The sequence below is a fragment of the Microbacterium sp. LEMMJ01 genome (genome assembly GCF_002114135.1).
Taxonomy (GTDB): domain Bacteria; phylum Actinomycetota; class Actinomycetes; order Actinomycetales; family Microbacteriaceae; genus Microbacterium.
This window is the reverse complement of the sequence record NZ_NCTV01000024.1, coordinates 114283-137577: the sequence shown is the minus strand read 5'-3', so window position 1 is coordinate 137577 and position 23295 is coordinate 114283. Positions and strand designations below refer to the sequence as shown.

Annotated in this window: 24 protein-coding genes; 18 read left to right on the top strand and 6 right to left on the bottom strand. The window is 71.7% G+C overall.

Translation table 11 applies throughout. From position 1 onward, the window contains the following. Positions 1 to 19 precede the first annotated feature (19 nt). Together B7W94_RS07370 and B7W94_RS07365 are read left to right on the top strand one after the other, a co-directional pair. Positions 20 to 985: a serine hydrolase gene (locus B7W94_RS07370; protein ID WP_025104889.1), complete on the top strand. Its 966-nt coding sequence runs from the start codon at positions 20 to 22 to the stop codon at positions 983 to 985. Positions 986 to 1346: 361 nt separating this feature from the next. Beyond that, the gene (locus tag B7W94_RS07365; RefSeq protein WP_025104888.1) at positions 1347 to 1745 is read left to right on the top strand and encodes a hypothetical protein; all 399 of its coding nucleotides are present in this window, start codon (positions 1347 to 1349) and stop codon (positions 1743 to 1745) included. A 90-nt stretch (positions 1746 to 1835) separates the two neighbouring features. On the opposite strand, the gene B7W94_RS07360 is transcribed toward B7W94_RS07365, so the two are convergent. After that, positions 1836 to 3275: an MFS transporter gene (locus B7W94_RS07360; RefSeq protein WP_085605612.1), complete on the bottom strand. Its 1440-nt coding sequence runs from the start codon at positions 3273 to 3275 to the stop codon at positions 1836 to 1838. A gap of 56 nt (positions 3276 to 3331) precedes the next feature. On the opposite strand from B7W94_RS07360, the gene B7W94_RS07355 reads away from it, so the two are divergent. Then, on the top strand, positions 3332 to 3952 hold the full coding sequence (locus tag B7W94_RS07355) for a hypothetical protein (RefSeq protein ID WP_085605609.1): 621 nt from the start codon (positions 3332 to 3334) through the stop codon (positions 3950 to 3952). 48 nt (positions 3953 to 4000) lie between these two features. Beyond that, the gene (locus B7W94_RS07350; RefSeq protein ID WP_025104885.1) at positions 4001 to 4690 is read left to right on the top strand and encodes a GNAT family N-acetyltransferase; all 690 of its coding nucleotides are present in this window, start codon (positions 4001 to 4003) and stop codon (positions 4688 to 4690) included. Positions 4691 to 4702: 12 nt separating this feature from the next. Here B7W94_RS07350 and B7W94_RS07345 read toward each other — a convergent pair whose 3' ends face one another. Beyond that, positions 4703 to 6172 (bottom strand): peptide MFS transporter, encoded by a 1470-nt coding sequence (locus B7W94_RS07345; protein ID WP_025104884.1) that lies wholly within the window; start codon positions 6170 to 6172, stop codon positions 4703 to 4705. Between the two features lie 116 nt (positions 6173 to 6288). Between B7W94_RS07345 and B7W94_RS07340 the strand changes: the two genes are divergently transcribed. The 3 genes from B7W94_RS07340 (at position 6289) to B7W94_RS07330 (ending at position 10377) form a co-directional block, all read left to right on the top strand. Then, entirely contained in the window at positions 6289 to 7674 is a 1386-nt protein-coding gene (locus tag B7W94_RS07340; RefSeq protein WP_025104883.1) for a glycine--tRNA ligase, read from the top strand. Between the two features lie 46 nt (positions 7675 to 7720). Further along, positions 7721 to 8419 carry a hypothetical protein gene (locus B7W94_RS07335; RefSeq protein WP_085605607.1) on the top strand — a complete coding sequence of 233 codons (699 nt, stop codon included), beginning with the start codon at positions 7721 to 7723 and terminating at the stop codon, positions 8417 to 8419. A gap of 278 nt (positions 8420 to 8697) precedes the next feature. Next, entirely contained in the window at positions 8698 to 10377 is a 1680-nt protein-coding gene (locus B7W94_RS07330) for an ABC-F family ATP-binding cassette domain-containing protein (protein ID WP_085605605.1), read from the top strand. 93 nt (positions 10378 to 10470) lie between these two features. Here B7W94_RS07330 and B7W94_RS07325 read toward each other — a convergent pair whose 3' ends face one another. The 3 genes from B7W94_RS07325 to B7W94_RS07315 are packed head-to-tail and all read right to left on the bottom strand — an operon-like array spanning position 10471 to position 12828. Beyond that, complete coding sequence (locus B7W94_RS07325; RefSeq protein ID WP_085605603.1) at positions 10471 to 10896, bottom strand: DUF1801 domain-containing protein; 426 nt, start codon at positions 10894 to 10896, stop codon at positions 10471 to 10473. After that, positions 10896 to 11486 (bottom strand): HhH-GPD-type base excision DNA repair protein, encoded by a 591-nt coding sequence (locus B7W94_RS07320; protein WP_085605601.1) that lies wholly within the window; start codon positions 11484 to 11486, stop codon positions 10896 to 10898. Before B7W94_RS07320 ends, B7W94_RS07325 begins: the two co-directional genes overlap by 1 nt. 25 nt (positions 11487 to 11511) lie before the next feature. After that, entirely contained in the window at positions 11512 to 12828 is a 1317-nt protein-coding gene (locus B7W94_RS07315) for a glutamyl-tRNA reductase (protein ID WP_085605599.1), read from the bottom strand. Between the two features lie 72 nt (positions 12829 to 12900). Between B7W94_RS07315 and hemE the strand changes: the two genes are divergently transcribed. Then, the gene (hemE, locus tag B7W94_RS07310) at positions 12901 to 13923 is read left to right on the top strand and encodes a uroporphyrinogen decarboxylase (RefSeq protein WP_085605597.1); all 1023 of its coding nucleotides are present in this window, start codon (positions 12901 to 12903) and stop codon (positions 13921 to 13923) included. Positions 13924 to 13974: 51 nt separating this feature from the next. Here hemE and B7W94_RS07305 read toward each other — a convergent pair whose 3' ends face one another. Beyond that, entirely contained in the window at positions 13975 to 14868 is an 894-nt protein-coding gene (locus B7W94_RS07305; RefSeq protein ID WP_085605595.1) for an NAD(P)H-binding protein, read from the bottom strand. Between the two features lie 66 nt (positions 14869 to 14934). On the opposite strand from B7W94_RS07305, the gene B7W94_RS07300 reads away from it, so the two are divergent. From B7W94_RS07300 to hemL, 10 genes are all read left to right on the top strand, one after another. After that, positions 14935 to 15246 carry a metalloregulator ArsR/SmtB family transcription factor gene (locus B7W94_RS07300; protein ID WP_029989796.1) on the top strand — a complete coding sequence of 104 codons (312 nt, stop codon included), beginning with the start codon at positions 14935 to 14937 and terminating at the stop codon, positions 15244 to 15246. Between the two features lie 92 nt (positions 15247 to 15338). Further along, a complete protein-coding gene (locus B7W94_RS07295) occupies positions 15339 to 16847 on the top strand; it encodes a protoporphyrinogen/coproporphyrinogen oxidase (RefSeq protein WP_085605593.1) in 1509 nt (502 codons plus the stop codon). 169 nt (positions 16848 to 17016) lie between these two features. Beyond that, the gene (locus B7W94_RS07290) at positions 17017 to 17430 is read left to right on the top strand and encodes a hypothetical protein (protein ID WP_085605591.1); all 414 of its coding nucleotides are present in this window, start codon (positions 17017 to 17019) and stop codon (positions 17428 to 17430) included. 1 nt (position 17431) lies between these two features. Continuing rightward, complete coding sequence (locus tag B7W94_RS07285) at positions 17432 to 17839, top strand: phage holin family protein (RefSeq protein ID WP_025104873.1); 408 nt, start codon at positions 17432 to 17434, stop codon at positions 17837 to 17839. Then, positions 17826 to 18098: a hypothetical protein gene (locus B7W94_RS07280; RefSeq protein ID WP_025104872.1), complete on the top strand. Its 273-nt coding sequence runs from the start codon at positions 17826 to 17828 to the stop codon at positions 18096 to 18098. Before B7W94_RS07285 ends, B7W94_RS07280 begins: the two co-directional genes overlap by 14 nt. Positions 18099 to 18175: 77 nt before the next feature. After that, positions 18176 to 18856 (top strand): hydrogen peroxide-dependent heme synthase, encoded by a 681-nt coding sequence (hemQ, locus tag B7W94_RS07275; protein WP_085605589.1) that lies wholly within the window; start codon positions 18176 to 18178, stop codon positions 18854 to 18856. Positions 18857 to 18861: 5 nt separating this feature from the next. Beyond that, positions 18862 to 19863, top strand: coding sequence for a hydroxymethylbilane synthase (gene hemC, locus B7W94_RS07270; protein ID WP_085605587.1), 1002 nt, complete (start codon positions 18862 to 18864; stop codon positions 19861 to 19863). Continuing rightward, on the top strand, positions 19860 to 20657 hold the full coding sequence (locus B7W94_RS07265) for a uroporphyrinogen-III synthase (RefSeq protein WP_025104869.1): 798 nt from the start codon (positions 19860 to 19862) through the stop codon (positions 20655 to 20657). The genes hemC and B7W94_RS07265 overlap by 4 nt, the downstream gene beginning before the upstream one ends. After that, complete coding sequence (gene hemB, locus B7W94_RS07260; RefSeq protein WP_085605585.1) at positions 20654 to 21631, top strand: porphobilinogen synthase; 978 nt, start codon at positions 20654 to 20656, stop codon at positions 21629 to 21631. The genes B7W94_RS07265 and hemB overlap by 4 nt, the downstream gene beginning before the upstream one ends. A 91-nt stretch (positions 21632 to 21722) precedes the next feature. After that, positions 21723 to 23045 (top strand): glutamate-1-semialdehyde 2,1-aminomutase, encoded by a 1323-nt coding sequence (gene hemL / locus B7W94_RS07255; protein WP_085605583.1) that lies wholly within the window; start codon positions 21723 to 21725, stop codon positions 23043 to 23045. Positions 23046 to 23295: the final 250 nt, after the last annotated feature.

Sequence of the window (23295 nt, the reverse complement as noted above, 5' to 3'; positions counted from 1 at the left end):
CCCTCCTGAAGGACCACGCGTGGGTGCGACCGACCCTGGTGACGCGTTCCGGAACCCCTCGGCTCCCGGAGCGTCCGGGAGCGCGCCCGAGTCGTCCAGCGGTCGCCGTTCGCAGCGGCCGGGAGCCCGTCGGTTGCCGCGCCGCGTGGCCGTCGGCCGGCGATCGTTCACGTCGACGCTGAAGGCCCTCGAGGGCCTCGCGAACTCCGGGGCGCAGGTGTCGGTGCATGTGGTCGACCTCGACTCCCATGTGCACGTGCTGGCGGGAGACGACCACGTGACCATGCCCGTCGCCGGCCTCGGGGTGGTCCCGCTGCTCATCGAGGTGGCGGCGGCGTTCGAGTCCGGCGCCCTCGACCCGCTCGAGATCGTGGAGCGCACGAGCGTCGAGGCCGTGGAGAGCTCCGGGCTGTGGCGGCACCTGCGGGCCCCGGCGCTGCCGTTGGAAGACCTCGCCGTACTGGCCGCGACCGCCGGCGATCCGATCGCCGTGAACATCCTGCTGGAGAAGGTGGGGCACGACCGGGTGCGCGAGCGCATCGAGGGCTTGGGACTGCGACGCACCGCCCTGCTCGACCGGTTCCGCGACCGCCGTGGCCCGGACGACGCCCCGCAGGTCGCGGTGGGGTCGGCGCGCGAGCTGGCCGGACTGTTCTCCGCGCTCGTGAACTCCCAGGTCGTGGATGCCGCCGTCAGCGCCCAGGTGTCGGAGTGGCTCAGCCTCAACCAGGACCTCAGCCTCGTGGCCGCCTCGACCGGACTCGACCCCTTCGCGCACGAGCACGACGCGCACGGCCTGCTGTTCGTGAACAAGACCGGCCGCGACCGGGGAGTACGCGCCGAGGCGGGGGTGCTCGCGGGGCCGCGGGCCGGTGTCGCCTACTCGATGATCGTGTGCTTCGACGACCTGTCGATCAGCCACCGCCTCCGCGCGCACGACGCCTTCCGCGTGCTCGGCGTCGAGCTCATGGAGTACACGCACTGACCCCGCGCAGGCATCCGCGCCGCATCAGGCTTCCAGGGTGGCAATGAGCCTGACCTCCCGCGGTCGCCTGACCGCGCGTGTTCTCCTGTTCCCACGTCGCCTGGACCTCGCACGCGAGCGCAGGCATCCGCGTGGCGTCAGGCGTCCAGGGTGGCAATGAGCCTGACCTCCTGCGGTCGCCTGACCTCGCGTGTTCTCCTGTTCCCACGTCGCCTGGATCTCGCACGCGAGCGCAGGCACCCGCATGGCGTCAGGCGACGGGGGCGCACCCGGCCTGATGTCGCGCGTTCGCCTGCTGTCGAGCGCTCGCCTGATGTCGCGCGAGCGCCTGATCGTGCGACGTACGGGCTAGCATCGGGGCATGCCTCATGCCTGGACCCCGCACCGCCGCGACGACGGCGAGCTGCTCGGCTGGATCCATCCGGAGGGCGAGGACTGGATCGCCGTCGATGTCCTCGGGCGCAGGGTCTTCGGCCCGGGCGAGTGGCTCGACGCGGAGGCCGCGCTGGAGGACCACGGCATCGCCTGGCTCGCCGATCCGTGGATGCTCGAGGGGGAGGGTGACCGCCCGCTGCGGGTGCGCATCCTCGAGGTGACGCCGGACGAAGAGGGCACGCCGGGGCGCATCGTCGTGAAGGTCGACGACTTCGGGGACATGACCCGTCCCGCGACCGCGCAGTTCACCCTGCCGTGGCCGCTTCCCGCCCGGCTGCGGCCACCGCGTGCCGACGACCCGGATCCGCGCACGATCTCCCGCTGACCCTCCGCCGCAGGTCGCAGATCCGCCGTAGGTCGCACGTTCTGCGGGAATCTCTGCGACCTCGATGCGAATCCACGACCGCCGAACGGGTCAGCGCAGGGAGGGGTGCGGCTCCTCGGCGCGCCGTCGCGGAATGAACAGGGACAGGACCACGGCCAGGATGCCGGCGGCGATCGCGAGCCAGAAGCAGACCTCGAACGCGGCCCGCGTCGGCACGGCCACCCCGCCGACGTCCACACTCATCGCCGCGAGCACCCCGCCCATCACGGCCGAGGCCGTCGAGGTGCCCACGGAGCGGAACAGCGCGTTGAGGCCGTTCGACGCCCCGGTCTCGTTCGCGGGCACGGAGCGCATGATGATCATGGGCATCGCGGCGAAGGTGAACCCGATGCCGACGCCGATGAAGATGTTGGCGACGAAGATGTGCCACACCTCGGTCGACCACAGCAGCACGAAGACGTAGGCGAGCACGATCGCGATGGCCCCGACGGTGAAGAGCGGGCGCGGCCCCACGGTGCGCTCCAGCCACCCGGACAGCGGGGAGATCACCATCATGACCAGACCCGCCGGCATGATCACGAGCGACGCGGCCACCATGTCGAGCCCGAAGCCGGCACCGCCCACCGCCGGCATCTCCAGCAGCTGCGGGAACGTGACATTCGAGGCGAACAGGGCGAAGCCCATGCCGATCGCGGCGATGTTCGTGAAGAGCACGGCGGGCCGGGCCGCGACCCGGAGGTCGAGCAGCGGATCGTCCGTGCGCAGCTGGTACCAGCCCCACAGCAGCAGCACCGCCACGCCGCCGATCACGCAGACGAGGGTGAGCGGCGCCGTCCAGCCCCACTCGGCGCCGCGCGATACGAACAGCAGCAGACCGGTGAGGCCGATGGCGAGTCCGATGGCCCCGAGCACGTCGAGGCGCCCGGGGGAGCGGAGCACGTCCTCCGGCACCACGGCGAGCACCAGCAGCAGCCCGAGGACTCCGAGGGCGGCGGCGAGCCAGAACAGCATGTGCCAGTCGGCGTTCTCGGCGAGCAGCGCGGCGACGGGCATGCCGATCGCCCCGCCGACGCCCATGGTGGCGCTCATCAGGGCCACCGCGGTGCCGAGGCGCTCGGGTGGCAGCACGTCGCGCATGATGGCGATGCCGAGGGGTACGACGCCGGTCACGGCCCCCTGGAGGGCGCGGCCGATGATGACGCCGACGATCGATCCGGAGAGCGCGGCGATGACCGACCCCACGATGAGGATCGCGAGGAGCGCGACGACCACCCGCCGCTTGCCGTACATGTCGCCGAGACGGCCGGAGATCGGGGTCGCGACGGCGGCCACGAGCAGGGTGATCGTCACCACCCAGGTGGTGTCCTCGCGGGAGGAGTTCAGCAGCTGCGGCAGCTCCGCCTGCAGGGGCACGACGAGCGTGAACATGAACGAGGAGCACAGGCCCGCGAACGCCAGCACCGCGATGATCGCCCACCGCGGAGGGGTACGGGAGAGGCGTTTCCTGGCTCTGTCGTCGTTCGCACCCACCGGCTCAGGCTATCGGCGTTCCCGGAGGGGAGGGGCCGATGTGGTTGCATGGCCGGATGACCGACGACACCGCGCCCGCGCAGCACCCCGCCGACACCGCATACCACCGCCGGCTCCCGATCGGCGAGGTGCTCGACGCCTCGGCGCTCGCGGAGGGTCTGCCCTGGGCGTTCGAGAGCGTCACGATGCGGCCGCTCGAGCCGATGCTCGTGCCGGAGAAGCCCCGCGCCGGCGAGCACGATCCGGCCGCGTGCGGCCACTGCGGTCCGAGCGTGCACACCATCTGGCACGACGACCTCTGGCAGGTGCGCGCCGGGTGGGACGTCGGCGGTCTGCCCTTCATCGGCGGCGTCGCACCGCGCGAGCACTGGCTCCTGGAGAACGCCCCGCAGGACGTGCTCGCCGCGCTCGGGCCGCTGATGCAGCGCGTGTCCGAGGCGGTGAAGAGCATCCCCGGCGTCGCCCGCTGTCACTTCGGGCGCTGGAACGACGGCTCCGCGCACATGCACATGTGGGCGCTGGGTCGTCCTGCCGGGATGATGCAGGGCCGCGGCGCGGTGCTCGCGTTCTGGGACGGGATCCTGCCGCCGCTGCCGGCGGACATGGCCGAGGACCACCTCCGCATCGTCGCGGAGGCGCTCGCCGCGGGTGGGGGCGAGGCCTTCCCGTACCGGTGAGCCGGAGTCGGTTTCCGCGAACGGGCGGAGGAGGGGCAGACTGGGATCGTGCGAACCATCCGCGATCTCGACACCGTTGAACTCATCCTCGACGCCCAGAGCCTGCTCGACTCCATCCGGGGCCCGCAGCGCGTGGTGGACGCCGGGACCCTCCGTGCCCTGCAGCAGTCGGGCAACTACGTCGTCGGCTTCTTCGACGGCGAGGGCGACGAGGAGCGCATGGTCGGCGCCTCGATCGCCTTCTTCGGCGAACCGGCCCGTCGCGCCATGCACTCGCACATCACGGCTCTGCTGCCCGAGTACCGGGGGCGCGGATGGGGCCGTGAGCTCAAGGAGCACCAGCGGCAGTGGGCGTTCTCCCGCGACGTCGGCCGCATCACCTGGACCTTCGACCCGCTGGTCGCCCGGAACGCGCACTTCTTCCTCACCGTCCTCGGCGCGCGCGCCACGGGCTACTCGGTGAACCGGTACGGCATCTTCGGCGGCGGCGACGCGGGCGACGAGAGCGACCGCCTCGACGTCGAGTGGGCGCTCGCGGACATCGCCAAGCCCCCGGCGGAGGACGCCGTCGTCGAGACGCTGGAGATCCCGGACGACATCGAGGGCATGCGGGAGTCCGACCCGGCGGCCGCGCACGAGTGGCGGCTGCGGCTGCGCGCGCAGATGGAGGGGCTGCTCGGCAGCGGCCTCCACATCGCGGGCTTCGAGACCGGCCGGGGCTACCTCTTCACCGCGTGATCGCCGGGGCCGTCACCGCACGCCCCGCATGAGCCGCAGCACGGGCTTCACGCTCAGCAGCAGGCCGATGCCGACGAGGATCGCGATGCCGCCGAGGATCGAGAAGTACGGCACCTCGTTCTCCGGATCGTAGAACTTCACGAGCTCGCCCGAGATGGCGGTGCCGAGGGCAATCGACAGGAAGAACAGCGCGACCATCTGCGTGTGGAACACGGCCGGGGCGAGCTTCGTCGTCACCGACAGCCCCACGGGCGAGAGCAACAGCTCGGCGACCGTGAACACGAAGAGGATGCCGACGATCGCGAGCAGCGGCGTCGAGTTCGCACCACCGCCGGAGAACGGCAGGAACAGCAGGAACGCGGAGCCCATGATGATCGCGGCCAGCCCGAACTTGACGGGGGTCGACGGCTGACGCGTCCCCAGCTTCGTCCAGATGGCCGCGAAGACCCCGGACAGGATGATGATGAACACCGGGTTGATCGACTGCACCCACGACACCGGCATCTCCCACCCGAACAGGTCGCGGTCGAGGCGCTTGTCGGAGTAGATCGTCAGCACCGTGAACTGCTGCTGGTACAGCGACCAGAACGCGACGCTGGTGAGGAACAGCGGCAGGAAGCCCCAGACACGCGAGCGCTCGGTGGCGTCGATACGGCGACTGCCGAGGATCACCGCGAAGTAGGCGACGGCGGCGACCACCGTGACCACGATCACGATGGTGGCGAGGTTGTCGGCCTGGATGACCCCGGTCAGCACGAGCACCGCGATGACGACGACCGCGCCGACGGCGATGCCGGCGACCAGCGGATAGCGCGAGCGGGGGAGCGGGTTCGGCACCGCGCGCGCGGAGGCGGGCAGGCCGCGGCGGCCGAACGAGTACTGCACGAGACCCAGGGTCATGCCGAGGGCGGCGAGGCCGAATCCCCAGTGGAAGCCCAGGGTCGACTGCAGCAGCCCGGTGAGGATCGGACCGAGGAACGCGCCCAGGTTGATGCCGAGGTAGAACAGCGAGAACCCGGCGTCGCGCCGCACGTCGTCCGGACGGTACAGCGTCCCCACGACCGACGTCGCGTTCGCCTTCAGGCCTCCCGAGCCGAGGGCCACGAGCACGAGTCCGACCCCCACGCCGACGAATCCCGGCAGGAGGGCGAGGGCGAGGTGGCCCGAGACGATGACGATGGCGCTGACGAACAGCACCCGCTCGGAGCCGAACAGCCGATCGGCGAGCCAGGCCCCGAGGATGGTGGACAGGTACACCGAGCCGCCGTACGCGCCGACGATCCCGCCCGCCACCGCCTCCGGAAGGCCGAGACCGCCATCGGCCACCGAGAAGTACAGGTAGATGAGCAGGATGCCCTGCATGCCGTAGAAGCTGAAGCGCTCCCACATCTCCACGCCGAAGATGTGCACGAGCGACCACGGCTGTCCGAAGAAGCGGGTGTCCTCGTCGCGGGAGGCGGGCGGCTGCGCGGTGGTGCTCATGCGTGGGACGGTACTCCTCCCGCGGGTCCCGCAGCCAGGGGTTGCGCTCCCGCCCCGGATAGAATGGGGGTGCCCGTGCTCACGGGCATTCTCCGCATCCGACCATTGGAGCCACCGTGGCCGAACAGTCCCGCCTCGACAAGGTCATCGCCCTCGCCCGCCACCGCGGTTTCGTGTTCCAGGCGGGTGAGATCTACGGCGGTTCCCGGTCGGCCTGGGACTACGGACCCCTCGGCACCGAGCTGAAGGAGAACATCCGGCGGCAGTGGTGGCAGACCTTCGTGCGCGGCCGCGGCGACATGGTCGGTCTCGACTCCAGCATCATCCTGCCGAAGCGCGTGTGGGAGGCCTCGGGTCACGTCGCGACCTTCACCGACCCGCTCGTCGAGTGCCTGCAGTGCCACAAGCGCTTCCGTGCCGACAACCTCATCGAGGACTTCGAGGCGCGCAAGGGTCGCAAGGCCGAGAACGGTCTCGCCGACATCCCCTGCCCGAACTGCGGCACCAAGGGGCAGTACACCGAGCCGAAGGCCTTCTCCGGTCTGGTGAAGACCTACCTCGGCGTCGTCGACGACGAGTCCGGCCTCTACTACCTGCGCCCCGAGACCGCGCAGGGCATCTTCGTGAACTTCTCGAACGTGCTCACCGCGAGCCGCAAGAAGCCGCCGTTCGGCATCGGCCAGGTCGGCAAGGCGTTCCGCAACGAGATCACCCCCGGCAACTTCATCTTCCGCACCCGCGAGTTCGAGCAGATGGAGATCGAGTTCTTCACGCCGCCCGCCGAGGCGCCGCAGTGGTTCGACCACTGGGTCGAGGCGTGCTGGAACTGGTTCATCGACCTCGGCATCGACCCGGAGAACATGCGGCAGTTCGACGTGCCGGAGGAGGACCGCGCGCACTACTCGGCCGGCACCATCGACGTCGAGTACCGCTTCGGCTTCGCGGGCAAGGAGTGGGGCGAGCTCATGGGCGTCGCCAACCGCACCGACTACGACCTCTCCAGCCACAGCGAGGCCTCCGGCCAGAGCCTGACGTACTTCGACCAGGCCACGGGCGAGCGCTACACGCCGTACGTGATCGAGCCGTCGTTCGGACTCACCCGCGCGATGATGGCCTTCCTCGTCGACGCGTACGTCGAGGAGCAGGTGCCCAACGCCAAGGGCGGCACCGACACCCGCACCGTGCTCAAGCTCGACCCGCGCCTGGCTCCGGTCAAGGCGGCGGTGCTCCCGCTGTCGCGCAACGAGAACCTGTCGCCGCTCGCCCGCGAGGTGGCCGACACACTCCGCGGTTCGTGGGCCGTCGACTTCGACGACGCCGGTGCGATCGGTCGTCGCTACCGCCGCCAGGACGAGATCGGCACGCCGTTCTGCGTCACGGTCGACTTCGACTCGCTCGACGACCGTGCCGTGACCGTGCGCGACCGCGACACGATGGCGCAGGAGCGCGTCCCGATCGACGAGCTGCACGCCTACCTGGCGGAGCGCCTCCGCGGCGCCTGACGTGTCGGCACCGGGGGGAGCCGACGCACGGGGAGAAGCCTCCCCCGTGCGTCCGGTCGCGGCCATCGTGCTCGGGGCGCTCGCCGTGTCGTGGATGATCCTCACGGTGCTCGACCTGCGGGAGAACGACGGCGCCGGGCCCATCATCGCGATGTTCGGCCTCCCGGCGCTCGCCGCCGCGGTCATCATCCAGATCGTGATGACGCGGCTGGGGGACCGGAAACGCGTGCCGAAGGCCGTGTTCTGGTGGGTGCTGGCGGTGCTCCCGCTGGGGACCCTGGCGGGCTTCGTCGTCGCGATCCTCCGCGACCCGGACTACTTCGTCGCCGACGAAGGCCCTTGGATGCTCCTCTGGGTGCCGGTCTTCATCGTCGTGGGGCTGCTGCTCGGCGCCCTCGTCTGGTTCTTCTTCGTGTTTCCGCTCGTCTCGCTCGTGACGGTGATCCGCCTGATCGCGCGCGGGGAGGCGAAGCCCGGCGCCCTCATCATGCCGATCGTGCTGCTGAGCCTCGGCGTGCTGAGCATCGTGGGCGGACTCTCGATCGACACGGACAGCAGCGGCCGCGCGTCGTGGGGATCGATCATCGCCGCGTTCCTCGGTCTTCCCGGGAACTACGAGGTGATCTGGGAGCCCGGCCTCTGGATCGTCCGCGGCATCGTCCTCGCGATCGTCCTCCTCTTCGCCGTCCCCGCCGCCCACTCCCGCCTCTCCTCCCTCTCCTCCCTCCCTCGCCGTCGCCGTTGACGCCGAGACCCCGGGTTCTCGCCGAGACCCCGGGGCGCGTGCGGGGGTACGTCGGGGTCTCGCCGAGAAAGCGGGGTCTGGCGGGCGCTGAGCGACCCTGCTATGGTCGCTCCTCGTGGGTACTCTGATTCGCTAGATCGGGACGCCGCGTCGAGAGCTCTTCTCCGCGGTGGGTCCTGAGCGAACGCGCCCGACTCCGGGTGCGGTCGAGGTTCCTGTTCCCCGCGTCATCGACGCAGATCCCGGCGGTGCGCGTGCGCCGCTGGAGAGGATCCCTCATGTTCCCTGTACTCTCGACCCCTTCCGACTCCTCGGCCCGCGCTCATCGCGAGTGCGCGCTGCAGGCCGCCTCCGTCCGGTTCGCCGACCGACTCGTCCTGGACCGGATCGACCTCGTCGTCGGCCCCGCCGACCGCCTCGCCGTCATCGGCGACAACGGCGCCGGGAAGTCGACGCTGCTCGATCTGCTCGCCGGTGTTCTCGCGCCGACGTCCGGGGAGGTGCGGCTCGACCTCCCCGGCGGGATCGCGCATGCCCGGCAGAACCCGGTGTTCGCGGACGGAGCGACAGTGGCCGACGCCATCGACGAGCTCCTCGGCGACCTCCGCGCGCTGGAGCACGACCTCGCCCGTGCGTACGACCTCCTCGCCGCCGCGACCCCTTCCGAGCGTGCGCAGCAGATGGCCGCCGTGGCCCTGTTGCAGGACCGTTTCGAGTCCCGCGGCGGATACGAGGTCGACCGTCGCATCGACACCGCCCTCGAACAGCTCGGGGTGGGCGGGCTGGACCGCGGGCGATCGGTGGCCACGCTATCGGGCGGAGAGCGGGCGCGGCTCGCTCTCGCGGTCGCCCTCTCTTCCGGAGCCGAGCTGCTGCTCCTGGACGAGCCCACGAACGACCTCGATGACCGGGCGCTGACCTGGCTCGAGGACCGTCTCGCGGCGCACCGGGGAGCGCTGGTGGTCGTGACGCACGACCGTGACGTCCTGGACCGTTTCGCGACCGCTGTCGTGCAGGTGGAGGACGGTCGGATCCGGCGCTACGGCGATGGTTACGCCGGGTTCCTGCGGGCGCGCGAGGCCGAACGCCGGGCGGCGGTCGCGCGCCACGAGGAGTGGAAGGCCGAGGTCGCCCGCACCGACGCCCTGCTCGCCGCCAACGCGTTCCGGCTGCAGGCGATCCCGCGCAAGCTCGAGCTCGACGGCTTCGGTCACGGCGCGTTCCGGGCGCGGAGCCGCGACCACGGGGCCGTCGGGCGCATCCGCATGGCGAAGGAGAGGTTGTCGCGGCTGCGGGAGAACCCGTGCCCGGCGCCGCCCGAGCCCCTGCGGTTCACGGTCGCGGCAGAGGATCGCGCACCGCTCGACGACCCGCTCCTGACGCTCGATGCCGTGTCCCTCCGCGAACCCGGACGACGGCTCGCCGTGTCGCAATGGACGATCGAGGCCGGTTCGCGGTGGCTCGTGACCGGGCCGAACGGAGCCGGGAAGACGACACTCCTCCGTCTCCTCGCCGGCGAGCTCCTCCCCGCATCCGGGACGCTCGTCCGCGGGGACGGGCTGCGGATCGCGTTCCTCCGGCAGGAGGTCGATACGCGCCCGCGGGGTTCCGCCGTCGAGGTCTTCGCGGCTCGGACCGGGACGCCGCCGGCGGATGCGCACGACGCTCTCCTGGCTCATGGACTCTTCCGCGGGTCGGAGGTGGACCGCGACGTGCGGGCTCTCTCCGTCGGGCAGCGTCGGCGGCTGGATCTCGCGGTCGCCCTGTCGTCGCCATTCGATCTGCTGCTGCTCGATGAGCCGACGAACCATCTCGATCCCGAGTTCGTGGAGCAGCTCGAGCACGCTCTCGCGGACCACCCCGCCGCCGTCGTCACGGTGACGCACGATCGGCGGTGGCGTCGTCACGCGGCGGACGCACAGCGCGTGCAGGTTGACGAGGGGGTGGCTACCACCTGAGACCCCGCCTTCCCGCCGAGACCCCGGACTCCGCACGTCCGCACGCCGGGGTTTCGGCGGGAACCCGGGGTCTCGGCGGCAGGAGAGGGGGAGCTACGACGTGACCGTCAGCTGCATGCGCGCGTCGCCGCCGGACTCGACCCAGGCGCGCGAACGCTCGAGGATCCCGCGCAGCACGTCGAGGTCGACCTCGTCGAGGTCCTTGAGGTAGAGGCAGCCCACCCCCGTCGTGTGCGGGCCGAGCGCGCCGAGAGCCTCCGCGTGGGCGTCCACCCCGTCGAGGAGGTAGATCGTGGTCGCGGCCTTCCGGGGGGCGAAGCTCAGAATGCCGCTGTCGCCCTCCGTCCCGGTGGGATAGCGGTAATGGCAGGAGCCGAACCCGATGATCGACCCCCAGGTCTGCGGCTCGCGCCCGGTGATGTCCTGCAGGAGAGCGGTCAGCGTCTCCGCATCACGGCGACGCACGGCCGGGGAGGAGCGGGCGATCAGGCCCGCGACGTCGTCCCCGGTCGGCTGCACTACTTCGCCGCCTTCGCCGCGGCCTTCATCGCCTTCTTGTACTCGCGCACCTTCGTCAGCGACTCCGGCGACACGATGTCGGCGACGCTGCGGTACGACCCGTCCTCGCCGTAGGGCGCCGAAGCCTCCCGCCAGCCCTCGCCGGTGAACCCGTACTGCTTGCCGAGGAGGGCGAGGAAGATCTTCGCCTTCTGCTCGCCGAAGCCGGGAAGGGCCTTGAGTCGTCTGAGTACCTCGGCACCGCTCGGCTGGGTCCCTGAGTCTGTCGACGGGCGCGTCCAGAGGGCGGCGGCATCCCCGTCCCAGTCGTCGACGAGCGCCTGGCACAGGGTCTGCACCCGCGTCGCCATGGAGCCGGGGAACCGGTGCACCGCGGGGGTCTGGCGGAAGGCCTCCAGGAACTCCTCGGGTGCCATGCCCGCGATCGCCGCAGCATCCGCGGCTCCCGTCCGCTGCTCGATCTTGAGCGGTCCGGTGAACGCGGTCTCCATGGGGATCTGCTGGTCCAGCAGCATGCCGATGAGCAGAGCCGTCGAGTTCTCGGTCAGCAGGGCGTCGGCGGCGGTGTCTCCGGTGATGTGAAGGGCCATGCCTCCAGTCTCCCACCCCGCCGGATCAGGCTGTTGCGGCGTCCTCGACCGTGTCCGCGGCAGGGGTGATCCCGTACAGCGTCGCGAGCGCGGCGGCGAACTCGTCCGCGCGACCGGCGGCGGCGAGCTCATGAGCCCGCACGGTCGGCGTGTGCAGCAGCACGCCCGAGAGGTGCCGCAGCGCCTGCTCGACCTTGCCGTCCTCGTCACCACGGGCGCGGGCGCGGTCGATCTCGCGCTCCAGCAGCTCGAAGATGTGCGAGCGGAAGGCGACGACCGACGGGGTCACGCTCTGGCGGGCACCGACCACGTGGAAGGTCTCCGCGGCCTCGCGGACGACGCTCCGGGCGGCGTCCGTCGCCTGCAGCTCCTCCAGCGGGGCGTGCAGGCGGATGGTCTCCAGGTCGAGCAGCGCGACGCCCTCCAGCGCAGCCACGGCCGGGTCGACGTTCCGCGGCATGCCGAGGTCGACCACCAGCCGGCTCGGGACACCGGTGGTGCCGCTGGTCGCGGCGACGGGGCAGCCCGCGGCGGCGAGGCCGACCGGGAGTTGCAGGTGCACGGGGCCGAGCACGGGCTCGGTCGCGGTGGTGCAGGTGATCAGCAGCGTGGAGTGCGCCGCCGTGCGCGCGTACTCCTCGGCCGGCACCGGGCGGATGTCGTGCTTGGCTGCGAAGATCTCCGCGCGGCCGGAGGGAGAGTAGACGGAGATGTCGACGGCGCCGCGCTCGCGCAGCGTCGCGAGGGTGACGGCCGCGTAGGCGCCCGTGCCGACCAGCAGCACGCGCTCTGCGGACCAGTCGGCGATGCGGCTGTCGGCGAGCTCCAGCGCGAGACGAGCGAGCGAGCGACCGGCGCGGCCGAGGGCGGTGACGTTCTTGACCTTGCGCTGCGCCTGGCTCGCGCGCTGGAACAGCCGCTCGAGCTCGGGGGAGGTGGTGCCGTCCTTCCGGGCGGACTTCAGCGCCCGACGGACCTGGCCGGCGATCTCGCCCTCACCGGAGACGACGGACTCGAGGCCGGAGGCGACGGAGAAGAGGTGCTCGGCGACGCGGCGACCGGAGTGCACGGCGTAGGCGCCGTCGAGGTCGGCAGCGGGGATTCCGGTGGCGGACTCGACCGCCTCGATGACGGCTTCCACGCCGATGGCGCCGGCCGCGGTCACCGGCTCGTCCATCTCCACGTACGCCTCGAAGCGGTTGCACGTCGCCAGGACCACGGCACCCTGCACGCACGGCGCCATGCCCACGATGGTGGGAGCGACGTCGTCGGGGGTGCGGCTCAGGCGTTCGAGCAGTTCGAAGGAGGCGGTCTTGTGACTCGCCGTCACACACAGCAGCACCCTTCGATTGTACCCGAGCATCCGAACCCGGGACTCGGCTGCTCCCTATACGCCGGATGGGAGGATGGGGGCATGGCACTCTCCGACGCCCCGCTGCTGCGCGCCCTCACCGGCGACCGCCCCGCCACCGCTCCGGTCTGGTTCATGCGCCAGGCCGGCCGCTCCCTGCCCGAGTACCGGGAGCTGCGGGTCGGCACGAGGATGCTCGACGCCTGCCTCACCCCCGACCTCGCCGCCGAGATCACCCTCCAGCCGGTGCGACGGCACGGCGTCGACGCGGCGGTGTTCTTCAGCGATATCGTCATCCCGCTGCGTCTCGCCGGCGTGGAGGTCGAGATCGAGCCCGGCCGCGGCCCCGTCTTCGCGAACCCGGTGCGGACGGTCGCGGACGTCGACCGCATCACGGCCATCGACCCGGAGAGCCTGGACGGCAGCGCCATCGCGGAGGCCGTCGGCATCGTCGTCGCGGAGCTCGGCGACACTCCGGTCATCGGCTTCGCGGGGGCGCCCTTCACCCTCGCCGCGTACCTCGTCGAGGGCGGTCCGTCCAAGGAGCACCTGCGCGCCCGCGGCATGATGCATGCGGAGCCCGAGGCCTGGCACCGTCTCGCGGGCTGGCTGGCGCAGATCTCGCGGCGGTTCCTGGAGACGCAGCGCGATGCCGGCGCCGCGGTCGTGCAGCTCTTCGACAGCTGGGCGGGCTCCCTCAGCCCCGCCGACTACCGCACCTTCGTGGCGCCGCACTCCCGCACGGCTCTGGACGGCATCGGCGTCCCGACCATCCACTTCGGCGTCGGCACCGGGCCCTTCCTCGGCGACATGCGGCTCGACGGCATCGCGGACGGCGTGGGGGTCGACTGGCGGCTGCCCCTCGATGAGGCCGCCGCGATCCTCGGCCCCGACGTGTCGGTGCAGGGCAACATCGACCCCGCGTTCCTCGGCGCGCCGTGGCCGGTGCTCGAGGCGCATGTCCGCGACGTGCTCGAGCGCGGTCGCGCGGCCCGCGGGCACATCCTCAACCTCGGCCACGGCGTGCCCCCGGAGACCGACCCCGACCAGCTCACGCGCATCGTCGAGCTCGTGCACGCCGGCTGACCTCCGTTCGAATCGCCTGCTTTGCTGCATCTGCGGCCCAGATGCAGCCATTCACGCGATTCGAAGCGCGCGCGCCATCCGCAGGTCCGACAGGCCGAAGCGCCCGGTGGGCAGTGCCGCGCGGATGCTGTCGTCGTCGAACGGTCGTGAGGGGCGGATACCCTCCGGCGGCTCCGGTGCCCACGGCGCCGGCTCGCTCACACCCTCCGCGAGCATCCGCGCCTGCGCCTTCGCCACCAGGGGCACGACCATGGTCCACTCCGTGAGCTGCGCGAGCACCCGCACGACCCAGGTCGGCACCGGGAGGAAGGCGGGGCGGCGTCCGGCGACACGGGCGATCCGGCGGATGGCCTCTCCGAGCGTCACCTCGTCCGCGCCCATCACCGCGACCGTCGGCTCCGGGATCCGCCCCTCCAGCGCGGCCACCAGCACGTCCGCGGCATCCTCGACCGGGACCGGGCGGGCGGTGCGTTCGCGGTAGCCGACCGTCCAGAAGAAGGGGAGGGTGCGGACGGCGCGGGTCACGTGATCGACCATGTGATCGCCGGGGCCGTAGATCATCCCGGACTTCAGGATCGTGTGCGGCAGCCCGGAGCCGCGGACGATCTCCTCGGCCTCCCACTTCGACTCGTGGTAGCCGGAGCCGCAGTCGGGACGGGCGCGGAGGAAGCTCACCATGACGAGGCGTCGGACACCGGCGCGGCGAGCGGCTTCGACGACGGCGGCCGTCCCCTCCACGTGCACACGCCGGAAGGTCTGGTCGCCGATCTCCCGGTTGATCCCGGCGCAGTGGGCCACGGCGTCGCATCCGGCGAAGGCTGCGGTCAGCGCATCGACGTCCGTGATGTCCGTGCCGGAGCGTCGGGAGATCACCACGGGCTCCTCCAGGCGATCGGCGAGGGCGCGGCCGACGAATCCACTGCCTCCGGTGATGGCGACCTTCATGGTGTTCTCCTTCGCTAATTAGCTATCTGGCGAAACTGTATCTAGCGAAGGTGCTATATTGCAAGCATGGCCGACAGCGCATCCGACATCTTCGCGGCGCTCGCCCATCCCACCCGGCGGCAGATCCTGCAGGACCTCAAGGAGGGGGAGCTCGCCGCCGGGGAGATCGCGTCGCGGTTCTCCGCGAGCGGGCCGACCATCTCCCGGCACCTGAGCGTGCTGCGGCAGGCGGGCCTCGTCTCCGAGCGTCGCGACGCCAATCGCATCTTCTACTCGCTCGTCGGCGAACGCCTGGCCCTCTCGGTCGGCGACTTCCTCTCCACCGTTTGCCCCGAGCAGATCGTCCTCCGCGAGGTCCGCAAGCGTAGTCGGGCCTGACCTCCGCTCGAATCGCGTACCTGGCTGCATCCGCGGCGATTATCCGGCCAATCGGGCGATTCGAAGCACAGGGGCGGTGAAAGGATGGAGGCATGAGCCCTGAGCGCCCCGCACCCGCCGAACCGGCCGACCTGGCCGCCCGTGCCGCACAGAAGCACGTCGTCGTGGTGGGAGGCGGCGTCGGCGGACTGGTGGCCGCCCGTGAGTGCGCGAAGGTCGGCATGCGGGTGACGCTGCTCGAGGGGTCCGAGGCCCTGGGCGGCGTGATACGCAGGGTCGCCCTGGACGGAGTCGTCGTCGACGCCGGGGCGGAGAGCTACGCGACGAAGGGCGGGCACGTCCGCGCCCTCGTGGACGACCTCGGCCTCTCCGACCGCGTCGTGACGCCGCAGGCGGGAGGGGCGTGGCTCGCCGGGCTCCCCGGCGGCGGCGCGGCTCCGCTTCCGGCCGGCGGCATCCTCGGCATCCCCGGCAACCCGTTCCAGGACGACGTCCGCCGCATCATCGGCTGGTCCGGCGCCTGGCGGGCCTACCTCGACCGGGTGCGACCGCCGCTCACGATCGGGCACCAGCTGAGCCTCGGCCGCCTCGTCGCCTCGCGCATGGGGGAGAAGGTGCGCGACCGCCTCGTCGCCCCCGTCACCACGGGCGTCTACTCGGCATCCCCGGACGACGTGGACATCGATGTCGCCGCCCCCGGGCTCAACGCCGCCCTCACCCGCGTCGGATCGCTGTCCGGTGCGGTGCTGGCCCTCCGCGGAGAGGGTGCGTCGCGCGGCGCGAAGACCCCCGGTGCCGCCGTCGAGGGCCTCGTCGGCGGCATGAGCGTGCTCGTCGACGCCCTCGCGGCCGACCTCGACGAACTCGGTGCGACCGTGCGTACTCGCGTCCGGGCCCGTCGCCTCACCACCGACGGCACGACCTGGCGCATCGTGGTCGAGGAGCCCGCCGCAGACGAGCCGATCGAGGGGGAGGAGGCGACCCAGGAGGCGGAGCTCGTCGCCGACGCCGTGATCGTCGCGACCTCCGAGCACGGCGCGCGGGAGCTGCTCGCGGGCGCCGTACCCGCCCTCGCGGCCGCCGACGCCGCGCCCGCCCCCGAGATCGAGATCATCAGTCTGCTGCTCGACGCGCCGGCGCTGCGCACCCCGCCCCGCGGCACCGGCGTGCTCACCGTTCCGCACAGCCACACGGCGAAGGCGCTCACACACTCCACGGCGAAGTGGTCGTGGGTGCGGGAGGCCGCGGGCGACCGCGAGGTGGTCCGCGTCTCCTTCGGCGCGCAGGGGGAACCGGCGGCCACCGCGGCGCTGGAGGACGAGGCCGCAATTGACCTCGCCCGTCGGGAGGCCTCGGCGCTCCTGGGCGTCCCGCTGTCGCCCGCCCAGGTCGTGGCGGGTCATCGTGGGCGCTTCGTGCAGGCGCAGCCCGCGTCGATCATCGGCTCGGGGGAGCGGCGTGCCGCAGCGCGTCAGGCCGTGCAGGCCGTGCCAGGACTGGCCGCTGTGGGCGCCTGGCTCGCGGGCACGGGGCTCGCGCAGGTCGTGCCCGACGCTGCGGAGGAGGCGGACCGCCTGCGCCGCGCTCTCCTCTGGGACTGAGCGTCCGCCGAGCACGCGCGAGTGCGCTCGACGCCTCTGTGTCAACCCTCTGATCGATTGATGCCGAAAACGGCATACGGCGTTACGCTGGGTACCTGATCGCGGTGGAGACGCGGGCGATCGGCGTCCCCCGGGACGGACCACAGCCGGAACAACGTGAGGAGACCCCATGAAGGGGAAGATCGGACTCGTCGTCGGACTCGGCGTCGGCTATGTGCTCGGCACCCGCGCAGGACGCGAGCGCTACGAGCAGATCAAGACGCAGTGGCTGAAGGTCTGGAACACCGACCCCGTGCAGGAGCGCGTCGACAAGGTCAAGGGCTTCGTCGGCGACAAGGCCGCCGCGGTCCCGGGAGCCGTCTGGACCGGTGCCGTGAAGATCGTGAAGTCGGTCACCGGGGACGGCACGCCCGGGCAGAAGCTCGATGCCGTCATCGCCTCCGGCAAGGACGCGGCCGAGGAGATCTCGGACGCCGCGGAGGACGCGGTCGACGAGGTCAAGGAGCGCGCCGCCGAGGCCCAGAAGCCCGCCGTGGCGAAGCCGGCCGCGAAGAAGCCCGCCCCGCGGAAGTCCGACGACTGACATGCCCCGCGGATATCGGGATCGCGCCGACGACAGTCTGCTGACTCTGCTCGGCGACCTGCCGGAGCTCGTCACCAATCTCGTCAAGGCCGAGATCGACGCGGCCAAGGCGTGGGTGTCGCGCACCGCGAAGGACGCGGGGGTCGGCTCCGTCTGGTTCCTCGTCGCGCTGTTCTTCCTGTTCTGGGCCGTGCCCGTCATCCTCGTCTTCGCGATCGCGGGACTGTCGTCGTGGTGGCCGGTCTGGCTGTCCGCGCTGGCGGTGTTCGGCATCCTCATCATCGCCGTGCTGCTGTTCGCACTGCTCGGCATCCTGAAGTTCCGCAAGGTGCTCCGTCGCCAGAACCCCGCACAGGCCGTGGCCGAAGACATCCGAATCGTGAAGGAGGCCGGCGATGAGCACCCCTGAGTCGCTGCCGCGTACCGCGGTCCCCGCGGGAATCGTCGACCCCGTCGCCTCCGCGCGCGCCGAGCTGAAGGCGGCCCTCGCCGCCATCGAGGTCAAGGGGAACATCCCGCGGCGCGTCGAGAAGGCGTCGGCGCGCGCCGCCGTCAAGGCGCGTGCGTTCGCGGACCGCAATCCCGCTGCCGCGATCGCCGCGACGGTCGGGATCGCCGCCGCCGTCGGCGGGGCCGTGTGGGCCATCGCCCGCGCCATCGCGCGCTGAGCCACCCCCCGCACCGCCCTCGGGCGGGGGCAGTATTCCCCTGATTAGCGGCGCCTCGGCAAAGGGGGCAGACTGGGATCATGTCCGACCTGCGCGAAGAGAACCCGTCCGGTTACACCCTCTGGGCCGTCTGGCGACGCAATCCTGACGCCCCCGTCACCGAGAACGATGCGACCGAGCTCGAGTCGATCGTCTCGCACGTCGAGGACTCCGGCGTCACCGTCCGCGGCTTCTACGACGTCTCCGGGCTCAAGGCCGACGCCGATCTCATGGTGTGGCTGCACGGCGCCACCGCCGAGGAGCTGCAGAAGGCTCTCCGCCGCCTGCGCCGCACCGAGATGCTGCGCTCGCTCCTCCCGGTGTGGAACGTCCTAGGTGTCCACCGTGACGCGGAGTTCAACCGCGCGCACGTCCCCGGCTTCCTCCGCGGCATCGAGCCCAAGGACTGGCTCTGCCTCTACCCGTTCGTCCGCACGCCGGAGTGGTATCTCGCGCCGGAGAGCGAGCGTCGCGCGATGCTCGCCGACCACGGGCGCAAGGGTGCGGCGTTCACCGGCGTCATCGCGAACACGGTGGCCTCCTTCGCCCTCGGCGACTACGAGTGGCTGCTGCCGCTGGAAGCCGACGAGCTGACCGACCTCGTCGACATGATGCGCGACCTCCGCTACACCGACGCCCGCATGTTCGTGAAGGAGGAGGTGCCCTTCTACACGGGGCGCCGCCTGCGCTTCGACGAGATCGCGGACGTGCTGCAGTAAGCGCCATGAGCACCCCCATCCGTCTCGGCACCCGCCGCAGCGCGCTCGCGCAGGCGCAGTCGGGTCACGTCGCCGCCGCGCTCGAGAAGGTCACCGGCCGCCGCGTCGAGCTCGTCCCGATCACCAGCGAGGGCGACACCAATCGCGCCTCGCTGTCGGAGATCGGCGGCCTCGGCATCTTCGCCACCCGTCTCCGCGAAGCCCTCCTCGCCGGCGAGTGCGACTTCCTCGTGCACTCCCTCAAGGACCTCCCCACCGCGGTGCCGGAGTCGCTCGTCATCGCCGCGACGCCCCGACGGGAGGATGCCCGCGACGTCGTGCTCACCCGACACGGCATCCCGCTGCACGAGCTCCCGGCGGGGAGCGCCGTGGGTACCGGGTCGCCGCGACGTATCGCCCAGGTCCACCGCCGTGCGCCTCGCGCCCACGTCGTGGACATCCGCGGCAACGTCGACTCCCGCCTCGCGCGCGTCACTTCCGGAGAGCTGGACGCCGTGATCCTCGCCGCCGCCGGCCTCTCCCGACTCGGCACGGATTCGCCGCTGCAGCGCGAGGAGCTCGGCCTCGCGGAATGGCCGACCGCTCCCGGCCAGGGATCCCTGGCGGTCGAGACACGGGCGGACGCGCCGGAGGAGCTGCGCACGGCGCTGTCGGCGCTGGATCATCGGGAGACGCGGCTCGCGATCACCGTCGAGCGCGCCATCTTGGAGGGACTGGATGCCGGTTGTCAAGCCCCCATGGCGGCGCACGCCGTCGTCCAGGACTCCGAGATCCGCGTCAGGACGGTCGTCTACGCCCTGGACGGCGGTCGGCGGATCGGTCTGGACGTCACGGAAGCCCTGAACGGGGAGTATATTCATCGGAACGGCAGTGGCAATGGTGCGGATGCTGCCGATGGTGCAGACCCGATGCACGCAGCGCGTGAGCTCGGGCTCGCTGTTGCCCGTCGGCTGCTCGATCAAGGGGCGGCCGACCTCGTCCCTCAAGAGCAATCCGAATTGTCATGACCACTTCTGAAAGCAAGCAGGACCGACCGCTGGACGGCTGGCGCATCCTCGTGCCCCGTGGCGGCCCCTGGGGCGACAGCGTCGCCGCGAGCCTCCGCGCTCTCGGCGCCGTCCCCGTCGTCGCCCCGCTCATCAACTTCGCTCCGACCACGGATCAGGCGACCCTCGACCGTGCGCTGGAGCAGCTCGCGGCCGGCGAGTTCGACTGGCTGACCGTCACGAGCGCGACCACGGTGGACGTGCTGTTCGCCCACCGCGCCGTCGTGCCGAAGACCACGAAGATCGCGGCCGTGGGGGAGACGACGGCCGCGGCGCTGCAGGCCGTGGGCTACGAGGTGGCCCTGGTCCCCGAACAGGACAACTCCGCGCAGGGCATGGCGCAGCAGCTCATCGCTCTGGAGCACGAGCCGCGCCGCATCCTGGCGCTGCGCAGCGAGATCGCCAAGCCCGTCCTGAGCATCCTGCTGTCCGAGGCGGGACACGACGTGCACGGCGTCGTCGCCTATCGCACGGTCGGTGTGCCGGTGACGGAGCGCATCCGCCGCGACGTCGAGAACGGCCGGATCAACGCGATCCTCATCACCAGCGGTTCGGTGGCCGAGCAGGTGCGGGAGCAGTTCCCCGAGATCCCGGACGAGACGCTGCTCGCGGCGATCGGCCCGCGGACGGCCAAGGACGCCGAGCGCGCCGGCCTGCCCGTCTCGGTGGTCGCCGACCGGCAGACCATCGATGCGCTGATCGAGGCCGTGTCGCAGTTCACCCTTCCGCACGCGGCAGACGAGTTCGCGCCGTGAGCTTCCCCGACATCCGCCTGCGCCGACTGCGTCAGTCGCGCGCCGTCCGCGACCTCGTGCGCGAGACCTCTCTCGAGCCGCGTCAGCTCGTGCTCCCGCTCTTCGTCCGCGAGGGCATCAGCGAGCCGGTCGCCATCGGGTCGATGCCCGGCGTCGCCCAGCACTCGATCGACTCGCTGCGTTCCGCGGCCGTGGAGGCCGCGGAGGCCGGGGTCGGCGGGGTCATGCTGTTCGGCGTTCCCGCGGTGCGCGACGCCCGGGGCTCCGGCGCGGACGACCCGCAGGGCATCCTGAACGTCGCCACCGAGGCGCTGGCGGCCGAGGTCGGCGACGCGCTCGTCGTGCAGACCGACCTCTGCCTCGACGAGTTCACCGATCACGGGCACTGCGGCGTCCTCGCCGCCGACGGCTCGGTGGACAACGACGCGACCCTGGAGCGATACGCCTCGATGGCCCTCGCCCAGGCGCACGCGGGATCGCAGCTGCTGGGGCTGTCCGGGATGATGGACGGCCAGGTCGCCGTGATCCGTCAGGCGCTCGACGCCGAGGGCTTCACCGACACCCTGATCCTGGCGTATGCCGCGAAGTACGCGAGCGCGTTCTACGGCCCGTTCCGCGAAGCCGTGGACTCGCAGCTCCAGGGCGACCGCCGCACGTATCAGCTCGACCCCGGCAACCGTCGCGAGGGCGTGCGGGAGGCGCTGGTCGACGAGGACGAGGGCGCGGACATCGTCATGGTGAAGCCGGCGATGGCCTTCCTCGACGTGCTCCGCGAGGTCCGCGACGCCGTGACCGTCCCGGTCTGGGCGTACCAGGTGTCGGGCGAGTACGCGATGATCGAGGCCGCCGCCGCGAACGGCTGGATCGATCGGCGCGCCGCGGTCCTCGAGTCGCTGCTGTCGATCCGCCGGGCGGGCGCCGATGCGGTGCTGACGTACTGGGCCACCGAAGCAGCCCGCTGGCTGCGCGGCTGAGCCTTCGTCGGCCGGCGGCCTCCGGGGGAGACGCGGCGGGTTAGCCTGGAAGGGATGCCGGGAGAGTTCCGTGCATCACGGAGGAGCCTCGATGACCGACCGCAATGACGACCTTTTCTCTGCCGCCCGTGCGGTGATCCCCGGCGGGGTGAACTCTCCGGTGCGGGCCTACGGGTCGGTCGGCGGGACGCCGCGGTTCCTCGCCTCGGCGCGCGGCGCCACCGTGACCGACGCCGCGGGTCGCGAGTACGTCGACCTCGTCGCCTCCTGGGGTCCCGCACTGCTCGGACACGCGCAGCCCGAGGTCGTCGCCGCCGTGCAGGAGGCCGCCACCCGCGGGCTCTCCTTCGGCGCTCCGACCGAGGGGGAGGTCGAGCTCGCCGCGCTCATCGCCGACCGCGTCCGCTTCGGCGAGATCCGTCCCGTGGAGCGCGTCCGTCTCGTCTCGACGGGCACCGAGGCCACCATGACCGCGATCCGCCTCGCCCGCGGTGCGACCGGCCGCGATCTGCTCGTGAAGTTCGCCGGCCACTATCACGGCCACTCCGACGGCCTGCTCGCCGAGGCGGGCTCCGGGGTCGCCACGCTCGCGCTACCCGGTTCTGCCGGCGTGCCCGCACCGATCGCCGCGCAGACGCTCGTGATCCGCTACAACGACCCCGAGGCGCTCGCCGCCGTCTTCGCCGAGCACGGTCCCCGCATCGCGGCCGTCATCGTGGAGGCCTCGGCCGCGAACATGGGCGTGGTGCCCCCGCTCCCGGGCTTCAACCGCCTCATCGCGGAGACCGCGCACGCCCACGGCGCCCTCATGATCCTCGACGAGGTCCTCACCGGCTTCCGGGTGCACCCGGCCGGCTTCTGGGGCCTCCAGGCGCAGGCGGGGGAGGACTACCTTCCCGACATCCTCACCTTCGGCAAGGTCGTCGGCGGCGGTATGCCGCTGGCGGCGCTCGGTGGCCGTGCCGAGGTCATGGACCTCCTGGCGCCCCTTGGCCCCGTCTACCAGGCGGGGACGCTCTCCGGGAACCCGCTGTCCGTGGCCGCGGGCCTGGCCACGCTCCGCCTCGCGACGCCGGAGGTCTACGCGACCGTCGACGCCGCAGCCGCTCGGGTCTCGTCGGCTCTCGACCGCGCACTCGCCGAGGCCGGAGTGACCCACGCCCTCGCCTCCGCCGGCAACCTCTTCAGCGCCTCGTTCCGCGCCTCCGCCCCGCGCGACTACGCCGAGGCGCAGGCGCAGGAGTCGTTCCGGTACGCGGCGTTCTTCCACGCGATGCGCGAGCACGGCGTCGCGCTGCCGCCGAGCGTCTTCGAGGCCTGGTTCCTCACCGCCGCGCACGGCGAGGACGAGCTCCAGCGCATCGAGGCCGCCCTGCCGCACGCCGCCCAGGCCGCCCACACCGCGCGCCCCTGATCGCTGCTCCCGCTGTTCGTTCGCGTGACTCGTTCGCGTGAGAACAGGCAGCCGCGCGGGGGCAGGCACCCTTGGACACCGTTGCCTGATCTCCCGCGAACGCCTGCAGGCCCGAAGGTCGTCGGCAACAGGCCTTCGCGCGGAGCCAGGCTTACGCCCACGGCAGCGCCTGTTCGTGCGTGGGAGCCTGTCCTCGCGAAGGAGTCGTGAGGGCAGGACTGAGGGATTCCGACAAGGGATCGTTGCGTTC